This window comes from Coprococcus eutactus (assembly GCF_001404675.1).
Lineage (GTDB): Bacteria > Bacillota > Clostridia > Lachnospirales > Lachnospiraceae > Coprococcus > Coprococcus aceti.
The window spans coordinates 579,473-602,247 of record NZ_CYXU01000002.1 but is presented as its reverse complement, the minus strand read 5'-3'; the positions used below and the strand labels follow the sequence as shown (position 1 = coordinate 602,247).

Below are 22,775 nucleotides of genomic sequence, written 5' to 3'. Positions count from 1 at the left end.
ATCCTCCCTTATTTTTTCACAATTTTCTTCAAAAGTTGACGAACCATATCTAGCAAATATTCGTAGGATTCCAAATGTAATACAGCTGACATTCCTATATAAACCGCTGCACCAAATGGTATCTGAATCAGCAAGGTTATTCCATTAGACAAATGTAATAGGCCTGTTAAACTCACACAGAATCCCATAAATACCGCCAAAGAGATGCCTGGAAGAATATCTTTTAACTGTTCCAGATATCCGTAGTTTAGAAGTTTTCTATTAGGCCACGAATTAATAATCTGACTTAATACGCTATTCACAAGCAAACTGTACGCCATAGCCAATACGCCAAACCACATTGTAGAGAAAAGCAATCCCAATCCAACTATTTTCTTTGCAATCTCCAACTTCAAAAAGTAATCACTACGTCCCATTGCCTTAATAGCATTCAAATTAGCAGTGTGAATTGGGTAAAACATATATGTAATGCAGAAAATTCTCAAAAATGGCACGCACGGCAGCCACTTGTCCGTTAATACCACCTGAACAATAGTTTTCGCACAGAAAGCAAGTCCCATCATTAACGGTGCCATAATATATGTACTGGTCTTGATGGAACGGCGCGTCATCGACTTAACACGAGCCCGATCATCTTGCGCAGATGCCATTGAAGGTAATAAAACACTGTCAATTGAGGAATTAATATTATTGACAATCGTGTTCGGAAACTGTTTTCCTTGGTTATAATAGGCCAAGTCCGAAGAAGAATACATTTTACCAATAATGAGACTTCGGATATTATTGTAAATCGTGTCCAACAAAGAAGAGGCAAGCATTTTCCATCCAAAAGAAAGCAATCCTTTTAGACGCTGCCATGAAAACATTCTTTTAGGTCTCCACTTGACTGTCAACCACAAAATCAGTGTATCAATCGCCGTATTTGAAAGTTGCTGTGCAACAATGGCCCAAACACCAAATCCCGCATAGGCTAATCCAATACCTAAAAAAGCAGAAAAAATTGTTCCTCCCAATGTTGAAAAGAAAAATCTCTTAAACAACATATTGCGTGAAACATACGACTGCTGAATTCCCTTAACTCCTGATATCACAATCGTCAAACTTATAACGCGTATTATCGGCGTTAGGGTTGTATCTTTATAAAAATTGGCGATAAATGGTGCCGCAACAAACATTACTGCATATAGCACTAAACAAACTGCAAAATTAAAATAGAATACAGATGAAAAATCCAAATCATCTGCATCCTTTTTCTGAATTAATGCAAGTCCTAATCCGCTATCAACGAACACCTGCATAATAGTAGTAAACACTGTAATAAGTGCAATTTGCCCGTAATCCTCTGGCGCAAGAATTCGTGCAAGAACAATCGACACAATAAATGTTACCAATTGTGCACCACAACGTTCAGCAAATCGCCATATGAAATTTGAAAGGACTGAATTTCTATCACTTTTTGCCATTTTTTATTCTTTTTAGCAGTCTAAACAATCGAACTGTTATTTCTCTCCCAAATATTTTTTCAAAGAAAAGCAGCGTATCAACTTTCCTTTTCTTATACTCATCCGTCACCAGGAAATCATCTAGCAAAGTTTTGTTATAGTTTAGAAAAGTATCATCATCCTCTATTAACTCCACTTCATTCCCGTCACCCATATCTATGACTTGCGCATTGTAATCATAAGAAAGGGATGTTCTATTATCCGTATTAGTTATTTTCTGGCAGCACAGTCCCGTTCCGTCAAAACCTGAATTTTGTGTTTTCGACACAAACGGTGTAATTACATATAAATCATTGAATGCCATATAGACACCCAAAGACATATCAGATGAAGTCTTAAAGTACTTACTGCTGTTCGTCAAAGCATGAAACATATAGTCGTAATATCGTCCCTGAATCAGTTGATCCAATTTACCATTACGCTTTACTTCTGGATAGCAGTCATACATATACCCATTTTTTAATGTCTCTATAGTCTTCAGCTGTTTAGCCTTCCAAAATCCCGCTCCCCACATTGAAAAAGTAAACTTTTGTTTGAAAATATTTGCACCTTTAACATTTGCTTTATAGGGAAGTGGATACGAGTACCCATTAACTCCTATTACACTCTCATCCGCTTCATATTTTTCCAACGCTTTGTCCATAAATTCCAAGAAAATAGGCGAAAACACTATATCATCCTCGGCATAGATCCATCGATCATATTTACCGCTGATATAGTCTCTCATCTCTGAGGAATTTAATGCCGCACCATAGTTTTTTTCTCTTTTAACAACATTAAAACTATTAAAACAGTCAAATTTGCCGTTTTCTAAATAACTACATATCTTTTCATACCCGGCTCTATACTTTTCACTTGGCGGATAATCCAGTGCAATATAAACATCCGTATATCTAGCCCATGTATTTGTCTTTAGTGACTCGATGCATTTCTGAAAATGCTCTGAGCGACATAGAGTCGGAATGTATATAGGAGCATATACCATAATGTAAAAATCTCTCCTTCCTTTGTTGATTTGAAATTATATTGATGGCTCTATGGCATTGCGTCGTTCCCTAGCTCGATAGCTTCCTGGAATAACCAACGCAGCAAATAAAATCGGGAAACACATATAACAACTTAATCCATGTACTTCCGTCATTGAATACAACGCCCACACAAGGATGAATATATTGTTTTTCAAACTGCCTTGTTTAGCAACTTTGTATAAAACGACAATTATTAGCAACAATATGACTATTCCAACATTAATCAATAAGTACGAATAAATGTTATCGAACGTAAATCCGCCGGAAAAGCCGTAATATTCATCCCACGTTGTGGTAAAGTTACGCATATCTCTTCCAAATATCGTCAATCCCAAACGGTTATATGCATACGATGCCAATCCAATCCGGCGCGTTAATAACTGATCCACTGCATGTGACAATAGGTTTCCCTTCTCATATAAAAATGTCATTACAAATGTAAATAAACTAAGAATAGGAACTGCATATTTAGCTAATGCATCAATCAACTTGCTGCATTCTTTATTTTTATATATCATTACGATCAGAAGTACGAACACAGATAAGTATAAACTTGTTCTAGTTTTGGCTACACGATAGAACAATAACTCAACTATTATTACCGCTATAAAGTCTTGTGAATTTAGGCTTTCAAACTTTAGCCAAAAATACATAATAACTAGATTAAACACAAATGCCGATAAAACATTTGCATGCCCAAATCCCAATGAATATCGTATATATCCGTGATAAAGAACATAGTATTTACTGCCCAGTAAAGTACTTACTGCTCCTACCAAACAATGAATGCTTATCAACCAAAATTCATATTTAAAAATGAAACGAACTACTCTCTCAATATCCTCATCTCTGATCGCTAGACAAGTTATTACAGTTATTAGCAAACCTGCTGAGCCAATATTAATACAGATAACTCCAAAAAGAACTGTAACAATTGCATACGCAACAAGCTGTCTGATATTATATTGTTTACTTAGAATATGAGCCACTAATAGCACCACAGAAATTGCAGTCAATATATTATCTACCATTCCCGATGAATGCCACATCGAAGACATGCTCAATATAGTCTTCACTATTAAAACTAAAATTCCAAAATCCAAAGCACTCCTTGGTTTTGGAATAGTTAATATACTATCATTCATCTGCTACTTCCTCTATCACTTTATCTAAATGCGCCACAAATTTTTCCATATCAAATTTATGTGCCGTCATTATCGCTCTATTTTGTATATGCTCCCACTGTTCCTTATTATCAATTGCTTTCATTATCACTTCCGCCAACGCTTTCGGATTGCCTTTTTCAGCTAAAAAACCATCAACACCATCTGTAATAATTTCAGGAATGGCACCTGAATTAGAGCAAACACAAATCTTACCAGCTGCCATTGCCTCAACAATCCCAATTCCAAATCCCTCTTCCCAGATACAAGAGTGAACAAAGATATCTGAATTTGCAAGAATTTGTGGGACATCTCTTCTTGTTCCGACAAAGCTACAGTTTTGGTTTAATGCCAATTCTTTTGCAGTCTTCTCCAGTCGCTCTCTGTATTCTCCATCGCCAACAATCGTAAACGAAAGATTATATCCATTTTCTTTACAAATTTTTATTGCTTCTAGCGCAATCTGTACACCCTTTACTTTTACTAATCTTCCTACGAACACAAGTCGAACGGGATCATGAGCAGATAAACACCTTTCAGCAAATCGGCTAACATTTACACCATTGTAAACGACTTTTATCTTCTCAGCTCTTGCCTTGAAATTGACTATTATACTTTTCTTGACATAATTAGATATTGCAATTATTCTTTTTGCGCTTTTTGCAGCGGTAATATTTATAACTTTTCGAGCGGTTTCATTGTTTCCACTTAATTCATCTTTTGCATCACAGTGGACATACATGAGTACAGGTATTCTACGGAATAGGATAGAAAGTAGTGTCACATAAACTCTTATCATCGGCGAGCCATGATGTGTTACAATGACATCGGGTTTTACACTTTTAATAATTGCAATCAATTCTTGTGTGGCCTTAAAAGAGCCCACCTTTCCTGCATCTAAAAAATATGTATTACAGCTGCACTCTCTAATTTGTTGCTCATAATATCCATCTTCCCACACAAATACAAAATAATTATTGTGACTGCTTTTCTTTGCATATTCCGCTACTAATGTTTCTATGCCTCCGCTCTTGCCACAAGCAAGTATGTGTACAACTTTGTGCATAATCCACCGCCTCGCCATCTCTTATTACTCACATCATTAGATTCTGGATTTCTTAAAGAGCAACTTCTTTGACGAGCGAACACATAAAACAAACGAATCTGCATAAGCAGCAATCAAATACGCACTTCCTACAAACGCGTTCCATTTTTTCTTATGCTCCCATTCATAATCAACTTTTCTTTTTTCAATTTGATATAGCGGAAGAATCGTTCTCGATGTTCCAAAATGTACCAGTTTACCACCTGTAGTATCACTGCCGTTAAACCAATACTCCAATCTTCTGCCAAAGAAATCTGCTCTCAGTTTTTTTGCATTTCGTAAAAAGCAAAAACGATCATTAATTTGATCAATCGGTCTTGCACCATTGACTGCCATTGCCAACGCAATAATCGGCTCGTCTGCAGGATTTCTAAAATTCTTAAAACGAAATGCCTTATAGTTATTTGAAATATCGATACACGTCTTATAAATGGCATCTACTTCTTTAGATTTTCTAAAATAATAGATTCCACCATGCAAATCGATAGAATACTTTACCTGTTCCTTATACTGTAACGTTTCGCTAATCTTAAACCATGCCCGTTCTGAGTCTTTATAAAAGACCTTACCGTATGCTGAGAAGGTGTTTTGCCCCCCCCCGAAATCTTTCCAGTATATGTTTAAATCGTTGAATGCAATACAGTCCGAATCAATAAAAATCGTTTCATCATATGGGCTATATCGCATTATATCAATCTTATCCATATAAGAACATGTGGCATCCTTTATAAGAACCACATCATCAAATTCTTCAAATTTATCATCGGCTTCATCAGTTATGACACCAAACCTCACGGGACTAGCACTTGTCAGCTTATATGACCTAACAAGTGTCTTCGCCATTTCGTGATATTTCTTATCACCTGTCGCAATCGTTATAAATCCTCTGCTCATGTTCTATTACCTCTAATAGTCTCTCGCTTAACTCATCTTAAATGCCTTCTTATGCGTAGCTTCCCGATAGCAGTTGTATATCTTCTCAAAATACTTACTATCCGAAAATTCAGTCAGTGCAATCTCTTTTGACTTCGCAGACATTTGAGTATACCGACCTTTGTCCTCGGTGATTTTTTTGATTTTGTCCGCTAATGCTGAAACATCTCCCGGCTTTATAAGAAAACCGTTCTCGCCCTCTCTAACGGCAGCAGCCATATCACCAACAGCCGTAGCAATCACTGGTAAGCCATAACTAATGGCCTCCAGCACCGCAATCGGAAGGCCCTCGTTATAAGACGGAAGTACCAACGCTTGGCTTTCTTTTAAATATCGTTCTTTTGCCTTTCCGTCTGTCCATCCAGCAAATTCTATCCAAGGTTCAACTTTTAATTCACTTGCCTGCTGTTTTAGGCTTTCTTCTTCCGATCCACTTCCAGCAATTATAAATTTAATATTATTAAGCCAGCCTTCCTTTTTCAGCAAGCTAATTGCTTGAATTAAATCTGCCACACCTTTCCGTTTAATCAAAACTCCAAGGAACAAAATTTGAAATGTATCTCCGTTCCAATTTGTAGTATAATCCGGAATGTGAACTGCATTACTGACAACAACCGTTCTAGTGGCAGGCTCAATTTCCTTTACTGCCTTATTCCATTTATCGCCTAATACAATAAATGCAGAACTTTCTGCCAGAAGATTTCTGATTTTCTTTTTTGTTCTTGAATTTGATTCATTATACCATTTTTGAAATTCAGATCCATGTAAATGAATAACATCAGGCACATCATACTTTTTGCACAGTTTATGAATCAAATATTTTCGGTAGAAACTACCTTTATAAGACATATGTATATGAACAACATCCGGTTTGTCAGTTCTTATTGCTTTTTTTATATTTTTATAGGCGTGAGCAAAAAATATAATTTTCTTAATACTTGAGTCTTCGATATATGTTGGGAGAAAACTCATTTCTACGCCAATGGAATTCCAATCATAAGCCAATAGCTGCTGAATAACACTTGTAATTCCGCCCTTTACTGATTGGTCATTTCCAACCATTAAAATCTTAATTTTCTCCACACGATACCCTCCTCTTTATATCTTCAAGATATTGTCCTTTGATTTCACTTCATATCTTGTTCACTTTCCTACTGCAACGACAGTCCATTTAGTCCAGATTGCTTACAAACCCATCAATACTACTTATAATTCTTTGTGTGTTACTCACATACTCCTTATATGTAGTCTTTTTCACTGTTTCCAGTGCATCACCGACTTTTTCAGCATCATCACACTCACAAATTAACTGAAGCTCTTTGAACTGCCCCACCAACTGAAGCTGATGGTCATCAACATGCTCACCATATTTCGCACGTCTAGGAACGGCAATTACCTTTTTACCTTTTTTTACAGCCCCAATAATGGCGCCAGTACCTCCATGAGTTATAACTATTTCCGCCTTGCTCATTTCCTTGCTGAACTCTTCTCTGTCCAAAAACTTTTTGTAATTAAAGTTCTTCGGCAAATAATCACTGTAGCCAATCTGTGCAAACACATCTTCTGCATCAACTGTTCCTTTTTCACACAGTTCATCAACGGCTTTCAGCAATCTATTAAACTGAAACTTCTGTGATCCAAGTGTTATAAAAATCTTATTTACCATTTAATAGATTCCTCCTAAATATATAGCTTTAGGATAGAATTTCAGCATCGGCTTCCACTGAACATAAAACTGATCCGCAAACTTATAGAGCAGTTTTCCGGTTTCTGTCGGAGAAGTAACTTTTGCAAAAGATTCAATGTAAATCAGCTTTTTACCCATAAGTTTAGAAATCAGACAAATCGGTATCATTGCAAGAACTCCTGTGCAAATGACCACATCAGGTTTTTCTTTTCTGTAAATGCCGATAGACTTCCAAGCATTTTGAATCATCCGCCAGATAAAATCTTTTTCTCGGCGGTTGACCTGCTTCATATAATATGTTTTTTCGCCTTTTGCTTCTGCGCTGTAATCTGTCTTCTCAGTAATAACAAAGCTTTCATATTTCTCCATCAGTGGTTTTAACATCATGAGCTGCTCATAATGTCCGCCTGATGATGCCGCAAAGCATATCTTTACGTTTTTCTTTTCATCCATCTCTCTACTAACCCACACTTATTAATCTCTACCAAACAAATCTCTCGTATAAACTTTTTCTTTCACATCATCAAGATCTTTACTATACCTGTTTGCGATGATGGCGTGGCTCATTTCCTTGAACTTATCCAGATCATTAACCACTACTGATCCGAAGAATGTCTCACCATCTTTCAGAGTCGGCTCATAAATCACAACCGTTGCACCCTTGGCCTTGATACGCTTCATTACACCCTGAATAGAACTCTGACGGAAGTTATCGCTGTTGCTCTTCATGGTCAGGCGGTACACACCAATAGTTACCTTTTTCTCTTTATCTTCATCAAACTCGTTCTCTGCATCGTAGCCGTAGTAACCAGCCAGCTTTAGAACGCGGTCAGCGATGAAGTCTTTACGAGTTCTGTTACTCTCGACAATAGCCTCGATCAGGTTCTCCGGCACATCTGCATAGTTAGCCAGCAGCTGCTTGGTATCCTTCGGCAGGCAGTATCCGCCGTAGCCAAAGGACGGATTGTTGTAGTGACTGCCAATACGAGGGTCAAGGCAGACTCCGTTGATAATCTGCTGGGTATTCAAGCCCTTGCTCTCTGCATAGGTGTCCAGCTCGTTGAAATAGGCCACGCGCAGAGCCAGATATGTATTGGCGAATAGTTTTACCGCCTCTGCTTCGGTGAAGCCCATGAACAGAGTGTCAATGTTCTCCTTGATAGCACCTTCCTGCAGCAGACCAGCAAACTCATGTGCAGCCTTTACCAATCGCTCATCACTTAAATCAGTGCCGACGATGATACGAGAAGGATAAAGATTGTCGTACAGTGCTTTGCTTTCTCTTAAAAATTCCGGGCTGAAGATGATGTTCTTACTGTTGAATTTTTCACGTACGCTTGCGGTGTAGCCCACAGGGATCGTGGACTTGATGACCATGATGGCGTTCGGGTTATATTCCATGACCAGCTTGATCACAGCCTCGACTGCGCTTGTGTCGAAATGCTGCGTGTGGCTGTCATAGTTCGTAGGGGCCGCAATTACAACAAAGTCCGCTTCAGAATATGCAACCTTTGCATCCAACGTTGCGGTCAGCTTCAATTCTTTTTCAGCCAAGTATTTTTCAATATATTCGTCCTGAATTGGAGACTTATGATTGTTAATAAGATCCACTTTCTCAGGAATAATATCAACAGCAGTTACCTGATGATGTTGAGAGAGCAATGTCGCAATTGACAGCCCAACATACCCAGTACCAGCAACCGCAATTTTATAATCAGTTTTCATTGTCATTTATCCTCCTGCATCTAAGTATCTCTATTTTTAATTCACTTATAGAAAGCAGCCGTATACTACTTCGACCCTTCCCTGCCAAGCACTACCTTGATAGTCTTCAGCACTATCTTCATATCAAGTCCAAAGCTCCAGTTCTCTATATACTCCGTATCCAGTCTCACAACCTCCTCGAAGTCCGTGATGTCACTCCTACCACTAACCTGCCACATACCGGTGATTCCAGGTTTAGTAGCAAGTCTGCTCTTGTGATGCATCTCATACTGCTCCACCTCAGAGATAAGTGGTGGTCTTGTTCCAACCAGTGAGAGATCCCCTTTCAGCACATTGAAGAACTGTGGGAACTCGTCTATGGAGAAGTCTCTGATATACTGGCCAATTCCCTTCTTCCTGGTGCCGTCCGGCAGTATCTTGTTGCCTATGACTCTCGGGTCAAAGTCCATCTTGAACATCTTCGAATCGCTCATAGTGTTCTGCGCCATGAGTTCCTTCTTGCGCTCCTCAGCGTCCATGTACATGCTTCGGAACTTGTACATCTTGAATATCTTGCCATTCAGTCCCACTCTCTCCTGCTTGAAGAAGATCGGTCCCGGGGACTTGATGTATATGATAGGTTCTATAAATATGGTGAGGATGAGCGTGAATATGCTGCCCACCAGACCTCCTATTATATCCATGACTCTCTTTAACAGCATCTGCTTTGGTGTTGCGTAGTTCATCATGGTCGTGACCACGGTCTCACCGTTTATCTTCTGGATAAGCTGCTTGTCGCCGTGGGTCCTCACGATGGATGATATGCACATGTGAACCGTGATGCCGCCCTCGATAAATGCGTCTATTAGGGTGTTCGCATATCCGTATGCTCCGCGCACATCCACATATATCTCGTCCACCCATGCGGTTCTCACATAGTCAACTGCGCTGTTGTAATCTGCCACCACCGGCACTCCCTGGATCTCCTGACCGATGAGATTGGCATCTACCACCATGACTCCTACTATATCAAACCCGGAGTAGTTCTTCTCCTTGAGCCCTGCCACCACATCATCTGCTATATGTCTGGTGGTCATAACGAGCAGCTTCTTGCCCTTGCCCTTCTCTGCATATTTCTCAAGATGCTTCTTCCACAGGCTTCTCACCGCGAATGTGGCATACACATATATGGCCCACATGAGCAGTATGGTAATTCTGGAATATATAGATGTATCCTTGAGGACAAACACATACAGAAGGAGCAGTGCAACTATCACGAAACCGTTCTTGAAGCTGGATATGAATTCCTTGAAGTATCCTCTTCTGAGAACGCCCTCATATGTATTCAGGAATATCATGGCTACTATATCCGCCAGCTCCGTGATGATAGCCAGCGCGAGATAATCTCTGCTCGCATACGGATTTACCATGCCGTGTCTGATCTGGAATGCCACAAGAAATGATAATTGAAGTACTATAAGATCCAGCAGCATGAAGTCGAAGTGCTTCAGCCAGCCCTTTGCGCCTTTCTGATACATAATTTTCTCTCCTCATCCTCTGTCGTCAGGGTCATATTTGTGCCCGCATGACCCAGTCTGTTGATTCATACATGAAATGACTCAGCCCGTGTGATTGTCGGCTGAACCTTTTCATCTGTAAACCATGATACGCATTAAACGGTCTGTTATTTATCACCCACACCGGCGGCGCGGAACGTCCTGTGGCATGGACATTCGTTTTGCGCCACCGGCTAGGGCTTGGAACTATTTAACATAGCAGGATGATTATTTAACCTTGTAAATAATTGACTTGCTGTATGCCTTGTAGTTCTTTGTTGCAGCAACCTTAACAGTGATTCTTACCTTTGTGCCCTTCTTGACACCCTTACCAACAGTAATCTTGCCATTCTTAACCTTGACCTTCTTATTGGCTGACTTGTAAGTAACCTTTGCCTTTGCCTTAACACCAGATACAGTGATCTTCTTCTTAGAAGCATTTACCTTAACCTTAACAGACTTCTGAGCAGCCTTGTTAATTGTGTAGTAAATTGTCTTTGTACCCTTGTAGTTGTTGATACCCTTTACGGTAATCTTATACTTGCCAGCGTTCTTAGCCCTAGTTACACCAGTAATCTTGTAATCAGTACCTCTCTTAAGAACTGTGTTACCATACTTAACTGTAACCTTGGTTGTCTGATTCTTAGCATTGTATGTCTTTGCAGCAGCAGTAGCCTTGTAGCTCTGCTGTGCGTTAACTGTGTACTTAACTGTTGTATCGCCTGAATAGTTACCTATTCCCTTGATCTTAACTGTGTATGTACCAGCCTTTGTTGCCTTAAGGCTTCCTGAAACGACTTTGAAATCCTTGTTCAGGGTAAGTGTCTTACCGTTAACAACAATTGTTGTTGTCTGGCTCTTTGCATTGTATGTAAGCGACTTTGCTGTAGCAGACTTAACGTTTACCTTAGTTGGTGATGATGTAGCTGCAAATGCAACTGTTGGCACCATCATTGCGATACATACAACTATAGCCAAAAGCTTCTTTAAATTCTTCACAATAAATTCCTCCTTCCCAAAAAGTTCTATTGTATTGAATATATGATAAAACGCCCTGCACGCCACTATACATGGCGTTATATCCAAAGTGAATTATTTTGACGGGGTGCTGTCGCTGGCGGCTGCAGCCTCTTTGCCGTAAGTGCCATAACCATAGCCGTACTGGCTATAGTATTTGCCATACTTGCCGTAGTATTTCTTGTATGCTCTCCCCGTTGTCTGGGCTCTGTTGAGTATGACTCCAAGCAGCGTACAACCTACCTGGTCAAGCTGCTGGAATGACTGTTTGATGAGACTTCTTGATGTCTCACCTGCTCTGACTACCAGAGCTGCGCCATCGCACAGTGATGCGATCTGAGCGGCATCCGCCACACTGCCAAGCGGTGGCGAGTCTATAATGACATACCTATATGTCTCTGCCAGCTTGTCAAGAAGCTCTGCAAATCTAGCATCCTCCAGAAGAGCCGATGGATTCTCCAGAAGGTTCATACAAGGTACGATGTATGCATTTTCTACCTGTGTTTCATAGATGACATCCTCCATCTCGGACTGTCCCGAAAGGAAATATCCAAGATCCGGAAGCTTGTCAGCATCCTTTATGTGATGTCTGTCCTTTATGACTGACTTACGAAGATCCACATCCACCAGCACTGCAGGGAATCCTGCCTCAGCGAGCATCTTCCACAGGTTGATCGCTACGCTGCTCTTGCCCTCATTTGGCATGCTGCTGGTTATGAGTATCTTTCTTGTGTTCTTGCCACAGAACTTTATGTTGATCCTGAGACGGTTCATCGCCTCCTCCACTGCATATGGGAGTTCCTGAAACTCTATGTTAAGCTTCTTCATGCTCTGACCCTCTCTTTCCTGTTGTGTTTCTTTCCAAATTCATCCTCTGTGTCGTCTGTCCTGAACTGATCACTCTCAGGTATTGTCGTGAGCGGTACTATTCCGAAATACTTCTCCATGTCGTCTGCTGAGTGGATCGTGTCATCCATCAGGTATCCCACAATGACGATCAGGCAGTAGATGAGTGCTCCAAGCAATGCACCTATGGCGGTGTACTTAAGGTAGCTTGGTCCGACCTTCTGGTCTGCTACCCTTGCAACCTGGGCTATGTTAGGTGCGCTTGTGCTCATGGTATCCGGGAGATACTCTATCGACACGTTTGCCAGTGTATTTGCAATGTCACATGCCTGCTGCTTGTCAGTGCTTGTGACCGTGATCTTCAGGACTCGTGTGTCTGAAGGATTCTCAAGGGTTATCATCTTGGCAAGCCCCTCTGAGTCCATATCAAGGCCGAGCTTTTCGATGACCTGGTCGAGAACCGGATAGCTGAGTATCAAGTCTTCGTAATCCTTGGTAAGGGATGAACCGATGTTAAGGTCCTGGAGATTTACTATGGAATCATCTGATGCTGATACCACGTACAGCTTGGCTGTCGACTGGTATGTCGGCTTGATCAGGAAGTATGCAAATGCGTTGAACAGCACCGCACCGATCAGGAAGCACAGTATGATGTATGGGAGCTTCTCAAGAAGCGCCATTCCCATGTCCAGGAGATCGATCTCGTTTTCATCATCCTCTGTATTCTTGTATGTGTTCACTGCGGCTATCTGTGTGGTCTTATCCTGCACAGCAGCCATTTTCTTGTTGGAATTCATATATTCCCTCCATCCGTTTTTTGTATCTATATCCCCTGCATCAAATGTGTGATGCTAGTTATATTCCTTGTAGAACAGCTCTACGATTGCCTGCTGAAGGCTATCCGCATCCGGCTCCACCTCGACAAATCCGAGATCATCTACGGTCTCTGTTCCAGCTATCGACACCGCTCCGGCGTCCTTTTCCTTGAGAACAAGGAGTGCCAGCTTGGAGAACTTCTGTGAGCTGATGTCAGTCACCATGTAATCTCCCAGGGCGTCATATATGGTCAGTGGATATGTGTTATCCTCGCTGCACTTTGCCGCCAGGTTATCCTTGAGTCCTGCCTTGTACACCTCCTGACGCTTCATTCGCTGGGTGTTGGATTCATCTCCCACATCGAATCTGTCATGGATAAAATGTACTGCCTGCTCATCGGTCAGTGTGATGGTCTCTCCCTGCTTCATGGTCTTATCCACCTTGGAGAAATCATCCTCTATGGTAACCGTGACTCCGCCAGCCAGATTGTTGATGGTTCCTATTGCCCCCATATTCACCGCTGCGTATCCGTCTATCTTCTGGCCGCCAAGGAAGTTTGACACCGCCTTGACCACGTTCTCGCAGCTTATCTCCATTCCGTCACCATTCTCATGTGCCAGAGCAAGCTGTGCCGGGCTCGTTGCAACGTAGGTTCCGTCGGGATCCAGTGTATCCTGCTCCACTATGGTATTTCTGTCTATGCTCAGCGTCTTGTATGTTCCATCTGTCAGGTCTCTGACCATCAGCATGACCACATCGCATCGGCCTGCCCCCTCATAATCGGTGACTTTCTGAACCTTGCCCATGTTGTCGATTCCCATAAAAAGATATGTTTCTATATTCTTCTTGGGAACGTATTTGACTCCGTCCACCTCGATCATGCCTTCGACCGCCTGTGTGCCCGATGCATTGTGTGATGCATTTCCTTTTGTCGGTCTGAGTGCTATCGCCAGTGCAATGCATACGACCAGTATGGCTGTGATCACAAGTCCAAGCTTCTTGTATATTCTCTTTTTTTCTGATAGTGTTCTGTTCCTGTATGACATATGTATCACCTCTTCGGAATGTAATGTGCTATCTCAGAACGTTCAGCATAAGCAGGTCTGTTCCCGCTGTAGGCCACTTCTTCTCGCACACAATAAGACCACACAGTATTATGAACAGCACAATACTGATGATTATCGCTGTCTTCTTAGACATGTTGTTGTCCTCCATCTATCTGTTTATCTTTTACATGTTTCGTTGTTATTGCTGATTATGGGTGTATCTGATGTTCTTTCAGGAGCTTTGTTCCGTAGCTGTCCATGTTCTCCAGGAATTCATGTCCCAGCTTCTTCTCCAGCACCTCGCGGCCCAGCCACAAGTTCGGCACCCTGTGATGCATACCATGGCAGTCGCTTCCTATGATGTGTGCCTGTCCTTTCTTGAACATCTTGAGCATTTTGCCCTTCTGTCTGAAATCCAGAAGTGTCTCCGCATTCACCTGCACCGTAACTGGCAGTTCAAGGATCTGTCTCACATATGGCTTGTTGCCTGGTATTTGTAAGAATCGCTCTATATGAGCTAGTATGATATGGAAATGTCTCTTCTCAATTAAGTCTCGTACTTCCTGCACTACCGAATCACTCCATGTCACAAACGGCATCTCCAGCAACATGATATCAGTTCCTTCTACTTTTAGTGCGTCCGTTTTCTCCGCTCTGCTTATTCCTGCAAAGAACGCGACCTCTGCCCCCATTATAATCTGCGGTATGTCCATATTCTCAGCCATGACTTTATCATATGCTTTCTGTCTTGAATCAATGAACCTCTCCACAGTATTTGAATCAGCATAAAAGTGCGGCGTTGCTATCATAGTATCCACGCCGTGCTCTTTGCACATCCAAAGCATGCCTATAGATGTCTCGACATTCCTGCTGCCGTCGTCTATACCCGGCAGTATGTGTGAATGAAAATCTATAACACCCATGTTTTCCTCCTGTTTTCTTTATAAAAAACTATAAATATTTATATAGGAAAATTCTTTATCCATGCTCACACCCTAATTTAACAGTTTCTTCACAATTTTTCAATTCCATTTGCGATTTAAAATCGACAAAAATCCTCGTTGATTCTTCGCTTAACTATACAATTTGTATAAACCACTTTATTTTCTTAATCCAATTTCTTCCATAATAAAAAAATAAAAAAGCGGAATATGATATTTCATATCCCGCCGTGTCAATCTCTTCTTTATTCTATTATACATACATCTCCGAGCCGTTGCCCAGGCAGTATATTCCAAGCTGTCCGCCCTTGCCGCACCCGCAGTCGATGGCAACGTTGTTGTTCTTCTTAACGATCTTGCCCTCACCGCCGAGCTCTGTGGTTGGCACATGTCCAACGACGAGTGTTCTGTTCTTGTAATATGTCTTGTCCAGGTCTGCTGGCTCTGTGATGAAGTCCTCTGTGTCGTACTCATCCAGTTCCTTCTTCGGATCGAAGTTTCTTATTCCGGCGTGAACCAGCACAAATTTCTTTCTCGCCATCATCACTTCGAGGAACGCTTCCTCAGAAATCTCATCTATATACTCTATGACATCCTCACGCTCTTCATCGTCAAGCTGCAGGAACTCCTCCACCGCACCTGAGAGCTCTTCTCCAAGCATGGATGTTATCTTGTCTACCAGCATCTGTGGTGGCACCTCACCTGTGGACTGGATATGGTCATTCAGTGCCTTGAGTGCCTGTGTGATCTTGTACTCGTTCTCACCGACAACTGCGATGACATTATCTCTGCTCATCATATCCTGAAGTATCTTCATGGATCCGCCGCCTGCTCCGATTATATTGCCAAGGACATACAGGACATCCTCGCCCTCAAGGGTGCTGATGACAGCCTCCTCGTTCATGATGTCCTCTTCCTTTATATCGTCAAGGTTCTGAAACTTGAGTTTCTTGAGTGCTCTCTTGTATGCCTCATAATCCCCGTTAATTCCTGAAATAGCATAAAACATGTCTATCATCCTCCTAAGTCTTTTCCTTCTGCCGACTGTGAGCCTGTCCGTTCACATCCTGACTATTATAACATATTTTCCATATCCTGTAGATATGTATGCGTATTTTTTGAGGGAGGTTTTTCGACGTTTTATGAGCGCCTGCCAAGCTCCCAGAATGCCACGGCACTGGCTGCAGCCACATTCAGGCTGTCCACTCCGTGATACATTGGTATCTTCACTGTGTAGTCGCTGGAATCTATGGTCTCTGTCTTGAGGCCTTCTCCCTCGGTTCCCAGTATTACTGCAAGTCTGTCGATCTGCTTCAGCTCCGGGTCGTGTATGTCTATCGTGTCATTTCTTAGCGCCATGGATGCCGTCCTGAAGCCCATACTGTGAAGTTGTTCCATCCCAAACTCCGGCCATATGCCATGATCTGCTTTATTGTGTGCAAGACCCAGGGTGTCAAATGTAATATATGTCCACGGTATCTGGAACACCGTTCCCATGCTGACCCTTGCCGACCTCCTGTAGAGTGGGTCACTGCAGCCCGGCGTGAGCAGTACAGCATCCATCCCGAGTGCCGCCGCACTTCTAAATATCGCTCCCACATTTGTCGGGTTCATCACTTCCTCAAGCACCGCTATTCTGGCGGCATGTTCACACACGCTCTCAACAGACGGCAGCTCTGCCCTCCTCATGGCGCACAGCATCCCCCTTGTCAGGGCAAATCCCGTGAGCTTCGTGAGGACATCAAATGGTGCTGTGTATATCGGTATATCTCCGCACCGCTTTATTATATCCGCGCACTGTCCTTCCACGTGCCTGTCTTCCAATAGAATGGACACTGGCTCGTAACCCGCATCCAGTGCCCTCTCTATGACCTTTGGACTCTCAGCTATGAACAGCCCGGAAGCCGGTTCATATATGTGCGCCAGTTGATTCTCTGACATGCGCGCATATATATCAAGCTCGGGTGCCGAAAGGTCGGTTATATTTATTATTCTCATATCTGTACCTTATCCAGTGCATTTTCAAGATCTGCTATTATGTCTTTTACATTCTCAATGCCCACCGACAGTCTCACAAGATCAGGACTTACTCCTGCCGCCAGAAGCTCCTCGTCATTCATCTGTCTGTGTGTAGCTGATGCAGGATGAAGAACGCATGTATGTGCATCCGCCACATGTGTTGCTATCATCGCAACCTTGAGTTCCTTCATGAAGGCCTCCGCAGCAGCTCTTCCTCCCTTGACGCCAAATGACACAACTCCACATGTGCCGTCCGGCATATACTTCTTAGCACGCTCGTAATACTTGCTGCTCTCAAGTCCAGGATAATTTACCCAGGCTATCTTATCGTGTGCCTCGAGGAACTTCGCAACCGCCAGTGCGTTCTCACAGTGACGTGGCATACGCACGTGAAGCGACTCCAGTCCAAGATTGAGCATGTACGAATTCATAGGTGCAGGTATCGGGCCGAGATCTCTCATAAGCTGTGCCACGATCTTGTTGATATATGCGCCGCCCTGGCCGAACTTCTCTGCGTATACCACTCCGTGATATGACTCATCAGGTGTGGTGAGTCCTGGGAACTTGTCTGCGTGTGCCATCCAGTCGAATTTGCCTGAATCCACGATCGCCCCACCCACGGTTGCATCATGTCCGTCCATGTACTTCGTGGTGGAGTGTGTGACTATGTCTGCGCCCCACTCTATAGGTCTGCAGTTGATCGGTGTGGCAAATGTGTTGTCCACGATGAGTGGTACTCCGTGTGCATGTGCCGCATTTGCAAATCTCTCTATATCGAATACTATGAGTGCCGGATTGGCTATGGTCTCGCCAAACACGGCCTTGGTGTTTGGTCTGAACGCTGCCTCAAGTTCCTCGTCCGAGCAGTCAGGATCCACAAATGTGAATTCCACACCCATTCTCTTCATGGTCACAGCAAAAAGGTTGAAGCTTCCTCCGTATATGGTGGATGATGCCACAACGTGATCTCCCACTCCGGCAATGTTGAATACCGAGAAGAATGTTGCTGCCTGTCCTGACGATGTGAGCACTGCTGCCGATCCCCCCTCCAGGGCACATATCTTGGCTGCCACATAGTCATTTGTCGGATTTGCAAGTCTGGTGTAGAAATAGCCGCTCTCCTCAAGGTCAAACAGCTTACCCATATCCTCGCTCGTGTCGTACTTGAACGTTGTGCTCTGTACGATCGGTATCATTCTTGACTCCCCATTCTTAGGCTGGTATCCAGCCTGTATACACATAGTCTCTCTTTCCATTATTCCTTTATACTCCTTTGAATTAATATCGCTCTACTACCTTGCGCTCTATATTCTCATTGTTCAGAACGAACATGTATCTTCCATTCACCAGACGTATGTCCTGCTCTGCCGCGGATATATCTATGTTCAGTGAATTCCTGACAACCACATTCAGATCTGCATTATTGCTGGACAGCATGCCTGTGCCGTCTCTGCTTCCAAGTGCGAAGCACGCCTCGCCCTGAACCGCCAGCCTTGAGTTGGCGTCCGTCATGCGTATGTCTGCTATTCCATGGTCAGATCCCATGGCTATACACGAATTGCCCTTAAGGTTCATGTCCACATGTGCTCTGCTTATATCTACGCTGCATCCATCTCCGTCCAGGGTTCCGACCGCCACGTATCTGTTGCCCGATCCTCTGAGCGATATGGATGTGTTCTTTATCGCGATATCTGCATGCTGGCTCACCGAGCCGATGGCGACTCCATTTGCAGCCTCATAGGTTATGTCTATGTCCGCCTGCAGGAGATTCAGATTCACCGGGGTGCTTATGCTTCCAATAGCAACTCCGTTCTCGCCGTTGATATACAGGTCGTATCGTCCCTTCTCTATACGTATATCTCCTCCGAGTCCGGCGCCTATTGCCACTCCGTTCACACCGTTTGTTTCTATATTAATGGCGCCCTCCTGCTTGAACTTCATGACTCCATGCTTTGAATTAATGTCATTGCCTATTCCGTAATAGCTGTTACCGTTGACGCGGATCATTATATCCCCATCTCCGATAAATGTCACTCTGGACGACTCCGGTATCTTTATTCCGCCATTCCTACAGAAATTCTTACCCTCAAGCATGATGTGCAGATCCGTATTCTCACCGCAGTCTATACAAGGCTTGTCACGGTCGCCCGAGAAGCTTACATTCTGCAGCACTATGGTTCCGGTGAAACCATCCTTTATCTTGAGTGTCATATCTGACTTGAAGCCCTGTGCGCCGACTATGCGAACATTGTTGTCGCCACCGGCTCTCTGTGCCACAACTATCTTCCTGATTCCCCGGGATGTGAGCTTCAGAAGTGATGCACTTCTCTCATGCTCCATGACAAATATGCTGCTGTTCTCAGCCACCTCTTCCTGTTGGTTGTACTGAACTATCTCATTCACAACCTGTGGGGATATGAGCTGTACCACCTCCGCGTTCGGATGGGCGGTATAGTATCCCTGAATGAGATCCGCACCGAGCTGGATGACGGTCTTCATCTCCTTCGTGGTCTCAACGCCCTCTGCCAGCGCCTTGATGTCGTTGGTCGAGGTGAATTCTATTATATCCTTGACGAAATGCTGTCTGTGTGGGTCTGCATCGATCCCTGTCAGAAGCATTCTGTCTATCTTCACATACTCAGGCATATACCTGAGAAGATTGTTTACATTTGAATAGCCTGAGCCGTAGTCGTCTATGGCGATCTCCATGCCATTTCCTCTGAGGAATGCCTTGAGATCATTCAGTTCCGCATCCGACAGCTCTGCTCCCTCGGTAAATTCTATGACGATGCCTGCACACTGGAGCGTCTTCACCTTTGAAATGAATTCATTTCTGTCCTGTGCGTTGAGCATATGCCCCGGCATGCTGTTGATAAATACCTTCTTGCCCCTGAACATCTCAGGATTCGATGCCACGATCTCCACGATGTTGAACAGTGTGAGTTTTTCCACATCGTACAGTCTGTTCAGTCTCTCTGCACTCTCCAGAAGCTCAGGGGGTGACATTCTCATAGGAACCAGTATCCTCATAAGTGCCTCGTATGCAAATATGCTTCCGTCACGGGCACTTACTATAGGCTGGAAATGATATGTAAGCATGTTGTTGTCCAGTATCATAGCTACTATCTCATCTCTCTCCAGATCCCTGTTCGTTATCGTCGCTTTGTTGCGTCCCTTGGCATTGTTCTGTTCTTTTATGCGGTTCTTCTGGTTGACCGCATCGTTGATGAGGGTCTCCAGCTCGGCAGATGACTTGACCAGAGCCTTCTTACATCCGTAATATATACCGAGCTCGTAATCGTCCTTTCCGCCACTGTTTGCCGCCTCAAGCTTCTTCTTGAGTTCCTCGGCTATATATTCTCCCCTTGAGATATCGCCACTCTTTGCCACTGTGGCTATGACGAACTCGTCATTTTCCATCCTCATGGATATCTCGTATGGGGTAAGTATCTCATTTATCGACTGGGCAACATAGCTCAGGACTCTGTCACCCTCTGTTCTTCCGTAATTGCTGTTTATCTGGCGTGTATTCTTCAGATCCACCGCCAACACAAGTATCTCGGACTTCTCTTCAGCGGCCTGGACTATCATGTCATTTGCCCTGCCCATGAAGCCTCTGAAGTTGTACATTCCGGTGAGACCATCTCTTATCTGATCCGCCTCAAGCTTGTTTAGAAGTACATTGAGTCCCTGATGTCTTGCAAATGACTCCATGTCCCTGGCAACCGTCTTGATCCAGGATCTGTATACATCTTCGTACACCCTCGGCTCTGCACCGTAGTTCACCACTGCATAGCCAAAGCTTCTGTCCTGGAAGAACAATGGTGTAAATATGAACGCTGTAGGATAATCCCTGTCCTCGTACAGCTCCGGCAACAGCTTCGCAGACTCGAATACGTCGTCGTAGCGTATGTGTCTCTCTTCTTTTTCATCCGGGCCACACTTTATCAGTCTGTATACATGATCTGTGTAACCGTGGCGAAGTGCCTCATCGCCGGTCATGACCTCCGGATTTCTCCAGTAGTCGTTCAGGCACAGATGGAAGCTCTCAAATGGTCTTATCTGGTACACGTATTCCGACACGGTGTCGAAGAATGACTCCACGCTCGTCTGCGCCACAAGGTCATCCGCCATGTTGTTGAAGCAAGAGTAGAAGCCGGTCTCTGAGAGGTCTGTCTCCCATTTGTCTCTTCTGATCCTGACTGTCTCTCGTTCCCAGCCCTCACAGCCACAGGTTCCACCTATGTACAGCTCCACGTTGGACTTGAATTCCGGTACGTCATGTCCGTTAAGCTTTGCATCTATATATTTCATACAGTAGTGCCCGCAGTCATCCGCCGGTATGTCCGCAGATGTGATCGGAACAGGACTGTTTCTTCCGTCTTCTATGGAGTCATAGCCCACCACGGCTATGTCCTCGGGAACTCTTATTCCATATCTGTCAAATGCGGTGCACACTCCGATGGCCATACAGTCATTTGCACATACGATGGCATCCGGCAGATGCTCCTTATCCTTCACAAGCTCGTCCACCATGTAGTCGCCGCTGTCGTACCAGTATGTTCCATAATATATCATGTCGTCCGTAACCGGCAGGTTGTGCGCCTTCATGCTGTCTATGTAACCGGCGAGTCGCTGCTTGGAGTGTATGTGCTCTTTGAGTCCGCCCAGGAAATATATATTCTTGTGTCCGTGAACCTCTATAAGGTGATCCACGAGTTTTACTATAGGGGTATAATGATCCATCATGACCGTTGGGAATATGTTATTCTCTTTGTCGACTACCACTACCACACCATTTGCAAATTCTGACTGCAGGCGCTTCTCCAGCTTTTCTACGACTCCCGGAGTCTGTATGGTGTCCTGACACAATACCACAGCATCAAAAAGGTTAAAATTAATAAGGTTGTAGATGTTTGAATCTCCAACATCCCTGTCTGTTGAATCCTGGTACTTCAAAAACATGGAAAATATGCAGACATCGTAATTCATATCATATGCCTGCTTCAGAAATCCCTGCATGAAGCGATTCTGTGTACTCTCTTCAACCTGTGCTGTTATAACGCATATTCTCTTCCTGTTGCTCATCTGATCATCCCCAACTGCATTTTCAAAACATTCTTTATGCAATTATATCATGTTTGCAGGCTAAAAAAAACCTTATTTATGCAATTTGACAAATGCCATAGTTTCTGTCTACATTTTTAGTCTATTTTTCACCTCAAGCGCCGTGCGAGTGGTTGCAAGGCCTCCACGCGCAGTCTCCTTCAGTGTATTTCCAGAAGTCCTGCCACTATGGCCTTTCTGGTACCATGCCCTTTGCTGGTCGTCAGAAATAACCCATACAGGCATATCTTAACTGCCTTATTTCAATCATAGACCACGAGTGCGGTTATTTGGATTTTATTATCT

20 protein-coding genes are annotated in these 22,775 nt (G+C 43.4%); all 20 read right to left on the bottom strand.

Features of this window, described 5'->3' with window-relative positions:
• Nucleotides 1-8: 8 nt before the first annotated feature.
• Nucleotides 9-1,463 carry a lipopolysaccharide biosynthesis protein gene (locus ARA78_RS07030; protein WP_055280295.1) on the bottom strand — a complete coding sequence of 485 codons (1,455 nt, stop codon included), beginning with the start codon at nt 1,461-1,463 and terminating at the stop codon, nt 9-11.
• Nucleotides 1,450-2,487 (bottom strand): hypothetical protein, encoded by a 1,038-nt coding sequence (locus tag ARA78_RS07025; protein ID WP_055272378.1) that lies wholly within the window; start codon nt 2,485-2,487, stop codon nt 1,450-1,452. The genes ARA78_RS07030 and ARA78_RS07025 overlap by 14 nt, the downstream gene beginning before the upstream one ends.
• Before the next feature lie 36 nt (nt 2,488-2,523).
• A complete protein-coding gene (locus ARA78_RS07020; protein WP_055272376.1) occupies nt 2,524-3,675 on the bottom strand; it encodes a hypothetical protein in 1,152 nt (383 codons plus the stop codon).
• Complete coding sequence (locus ARA78_RS07015; RefSeq protein WP_055272374.1) at nt 3,668-4,759, bottom strand: glycosyltransferase family 4 protein; 1,092 nt, start codon at nt 4,757-4,759, stop codon at nt 3,668-3,670. The genes ARA78_RS07020 and ARA78_RS07015 overlap by 8 nt, the downstream gene beginning before the upstream one ends.
• Nucleotides 4,760-4,795: 36 nt before the next feature.
• A complete protein-coding gene (locus ARA78_RS07010) occupies nt 4,796-5,692 on the bottom strand; it encodes a hypothetical protein (protein ID WP_055272372.1) in 897 nt (298 codons plus the stop codon).
• Nucleotides 5,693-5,719: 27 nt separating this feature from the next.
• Nucleotides 5,720-6,814: a glycosyltransferase family 4 protein gene (locus ARA78_RS07005; protein WP_055272370.1), complete on the bottom strand. Its 1,095-nt coding sequence runs from the start codon at nt 6,812-6,814 to the stop codon at nt 5,720-5,722.
• An 88-nt stretch (nt 6,815-6,902) separates the two neighbouring features.
• A complete protein-coding gene (pssE, locus tag ARA78_RS07000; protein ID WP_055272368.1) occupies nt 6,903-7,397 on the bottom strand; it encodes a PssE/Cps14G family polysaccharide biosynthesis glycosyltransferase in 495 nt (164 codons plus the stop codon).
• A complete protein-coding gene (gene pssD / locus ARA78_RS06995) occupies nt 7,398-7,871 on the bottom strand; it encodes a PssD/Cps14F family polysaccharide biosynthesis glycosyltransferase (protein ID WP_055272537.1) in 474 nt (157 codons plus the stop codon).
• 21 nt (nt 7,872-7,892) lie between these two features.
• A complete protein-coding gene (locus tag ARA78_RS06990) occupies nt 7,893-9,143 on the bottom strand; it encodes a nucleotide sugar dehydrogenase (RefSeq protein WP_055280294.1) in 1,251 nt (416 codons plus the stop codon).
• 65 nt (nt 9,144-9,208) lie between these two features.
• Nucleotides 9,209-10,660: a sugar transferase gene (locus tag ARA78_RS06985; RefSeq protein WP_055280293.1), complete on the bottom strand. Its 1,452-nt coding sequence runs from the start codon at nt 10,658-10,660 to the stop codon at nt 9,209-9,211.
• A 246-nt stretch (nt 10,661-10,906) separates the two neighbouring features.
• Entirely contained in the window at nt 10,907-11,677 is a 771-nt protein-coding gene (locus tag ARA78_RS06980; RefSeq protein ID WP_055223477.1) for a hypothetical protein, read from the bottom strand.
• 93 nt (nt 11,678-11,770) lie between these two features.
• Nucleotides 11,771-12,523, bottom strand: coding sequence for a CpsD/CapB family tyrosine-protein kinase (locus ARA78_RS06975; RefSeq protein ID WP_055223475.1), 753 nt, complete (start codon nt 12,521-12,523; stop codon nt 11,771-11,773).
• Nucleotides 12,520-13,338 (bottom strand): YveK family protein, encoded by an 819-nt coding sequence (locus ARA78_RS06970; protein ID WP_055280292.1) that lies wholly within the window; start codon nt 13,336-13,338, stop codon nt 12,520-12,522. The genes ARA78_RS06975 and ARA78_RS06970 overlap by 4 nt, the downstream gene beginning before the upstream one ends.
• A gap of 54 nt (nt 13,339-13,392) precedes the next feature.
• Nucleotides 13,393-14,403 carry an LCP family protein gene (locus ARA78_RS06965; protein ID WP_055280291.1) on the bottom strand — a complete coding sequence of 337 codons (1,011 nt, stop codon included), beginning with the start codon at nt 14,401-14,403 and terminating at the stop codon, nt 13,393-13,395.
• 28 nt (nt 14,404-14,431) lie between these two features.
• The gene (locus ARA78_RS14375) at nt 14,432-14,557 is read right to left on the bottom strand and encodes a hypothetical protein (RefSeq protein ID WP_015534756.1); all 126 of its coding nucleotides are present in this window, start codon (nt 14,555-14,557) and stop codon (nt 14,432-14,434) included.
• A gap of 55 nt (nt 14,558-14,612) precedes the next feature.
• Nucleotides 14,613-15,326 (bottom strand): CpsB/CapC family capsule biosynthesis tyrosine phosphatase, encoded by a 714-nt coding sequence (locus tag ARA78_RS06960; RefSeq protein WP_022217122.1) that lies wholly within the window; start codon nt 15,324-15,326, stop codon nt 14,613-14,615.
• Nucleotides 15,327-15,597: 271 nt separating this feature from the next.
• Nucleotides 15,598-16,353, bottom strand: coding sequence for a hypothetical protein (locus ARA78_RS06955; protein WP_015534754.1), 756 nt, complete (start codon nt 16,351-16,353; stop codon nt 15,598-15,600).
• A gap of 131 nt (nt 16,354-16,484) precedes the next feature.
• Nucleotides 16,485-17,342, bottom strand: a complete 858-nt coding sequence (locus ARA78_RS06950; RefSeq protein ID WP_022217123.1) for a TrmH family RNA methyltransferase — start codon at nt 17,340-17,342, stop codon at nt 16,485-16,487.
• Entirely contained in the window at nt 17,339-18,619 is a 1,281-nt protein-coding gene (locus ARA78_RS06945; protein ID WP_015534752.1) for an O-acetylhomoserine aminocarboxypropyltransferase/cysteine synthase family protein, read from the bottom strand. The genes ARA78_RS06950 and ARA78_RS06945 overlap by 4 nt, the downstream gene beginning before the upstream one ends.
• A 22-nt stretch (nt 18,620-18,641) precedes the next feature.
• Nucleotides 18,642-22,451 (bottom strand): EAL domain-containing protein, encoded by a 3,810-nt coding sequence (locus ARA78_RS06940; RefSeq protein ID WP_055280290.1) that lies wholly within the window; start codon nt 22,449-22,451, stop codon nt 18,642-18,644.
• Nucleotides 22,452-22,775: the final 324 nt, after the last annotated feature.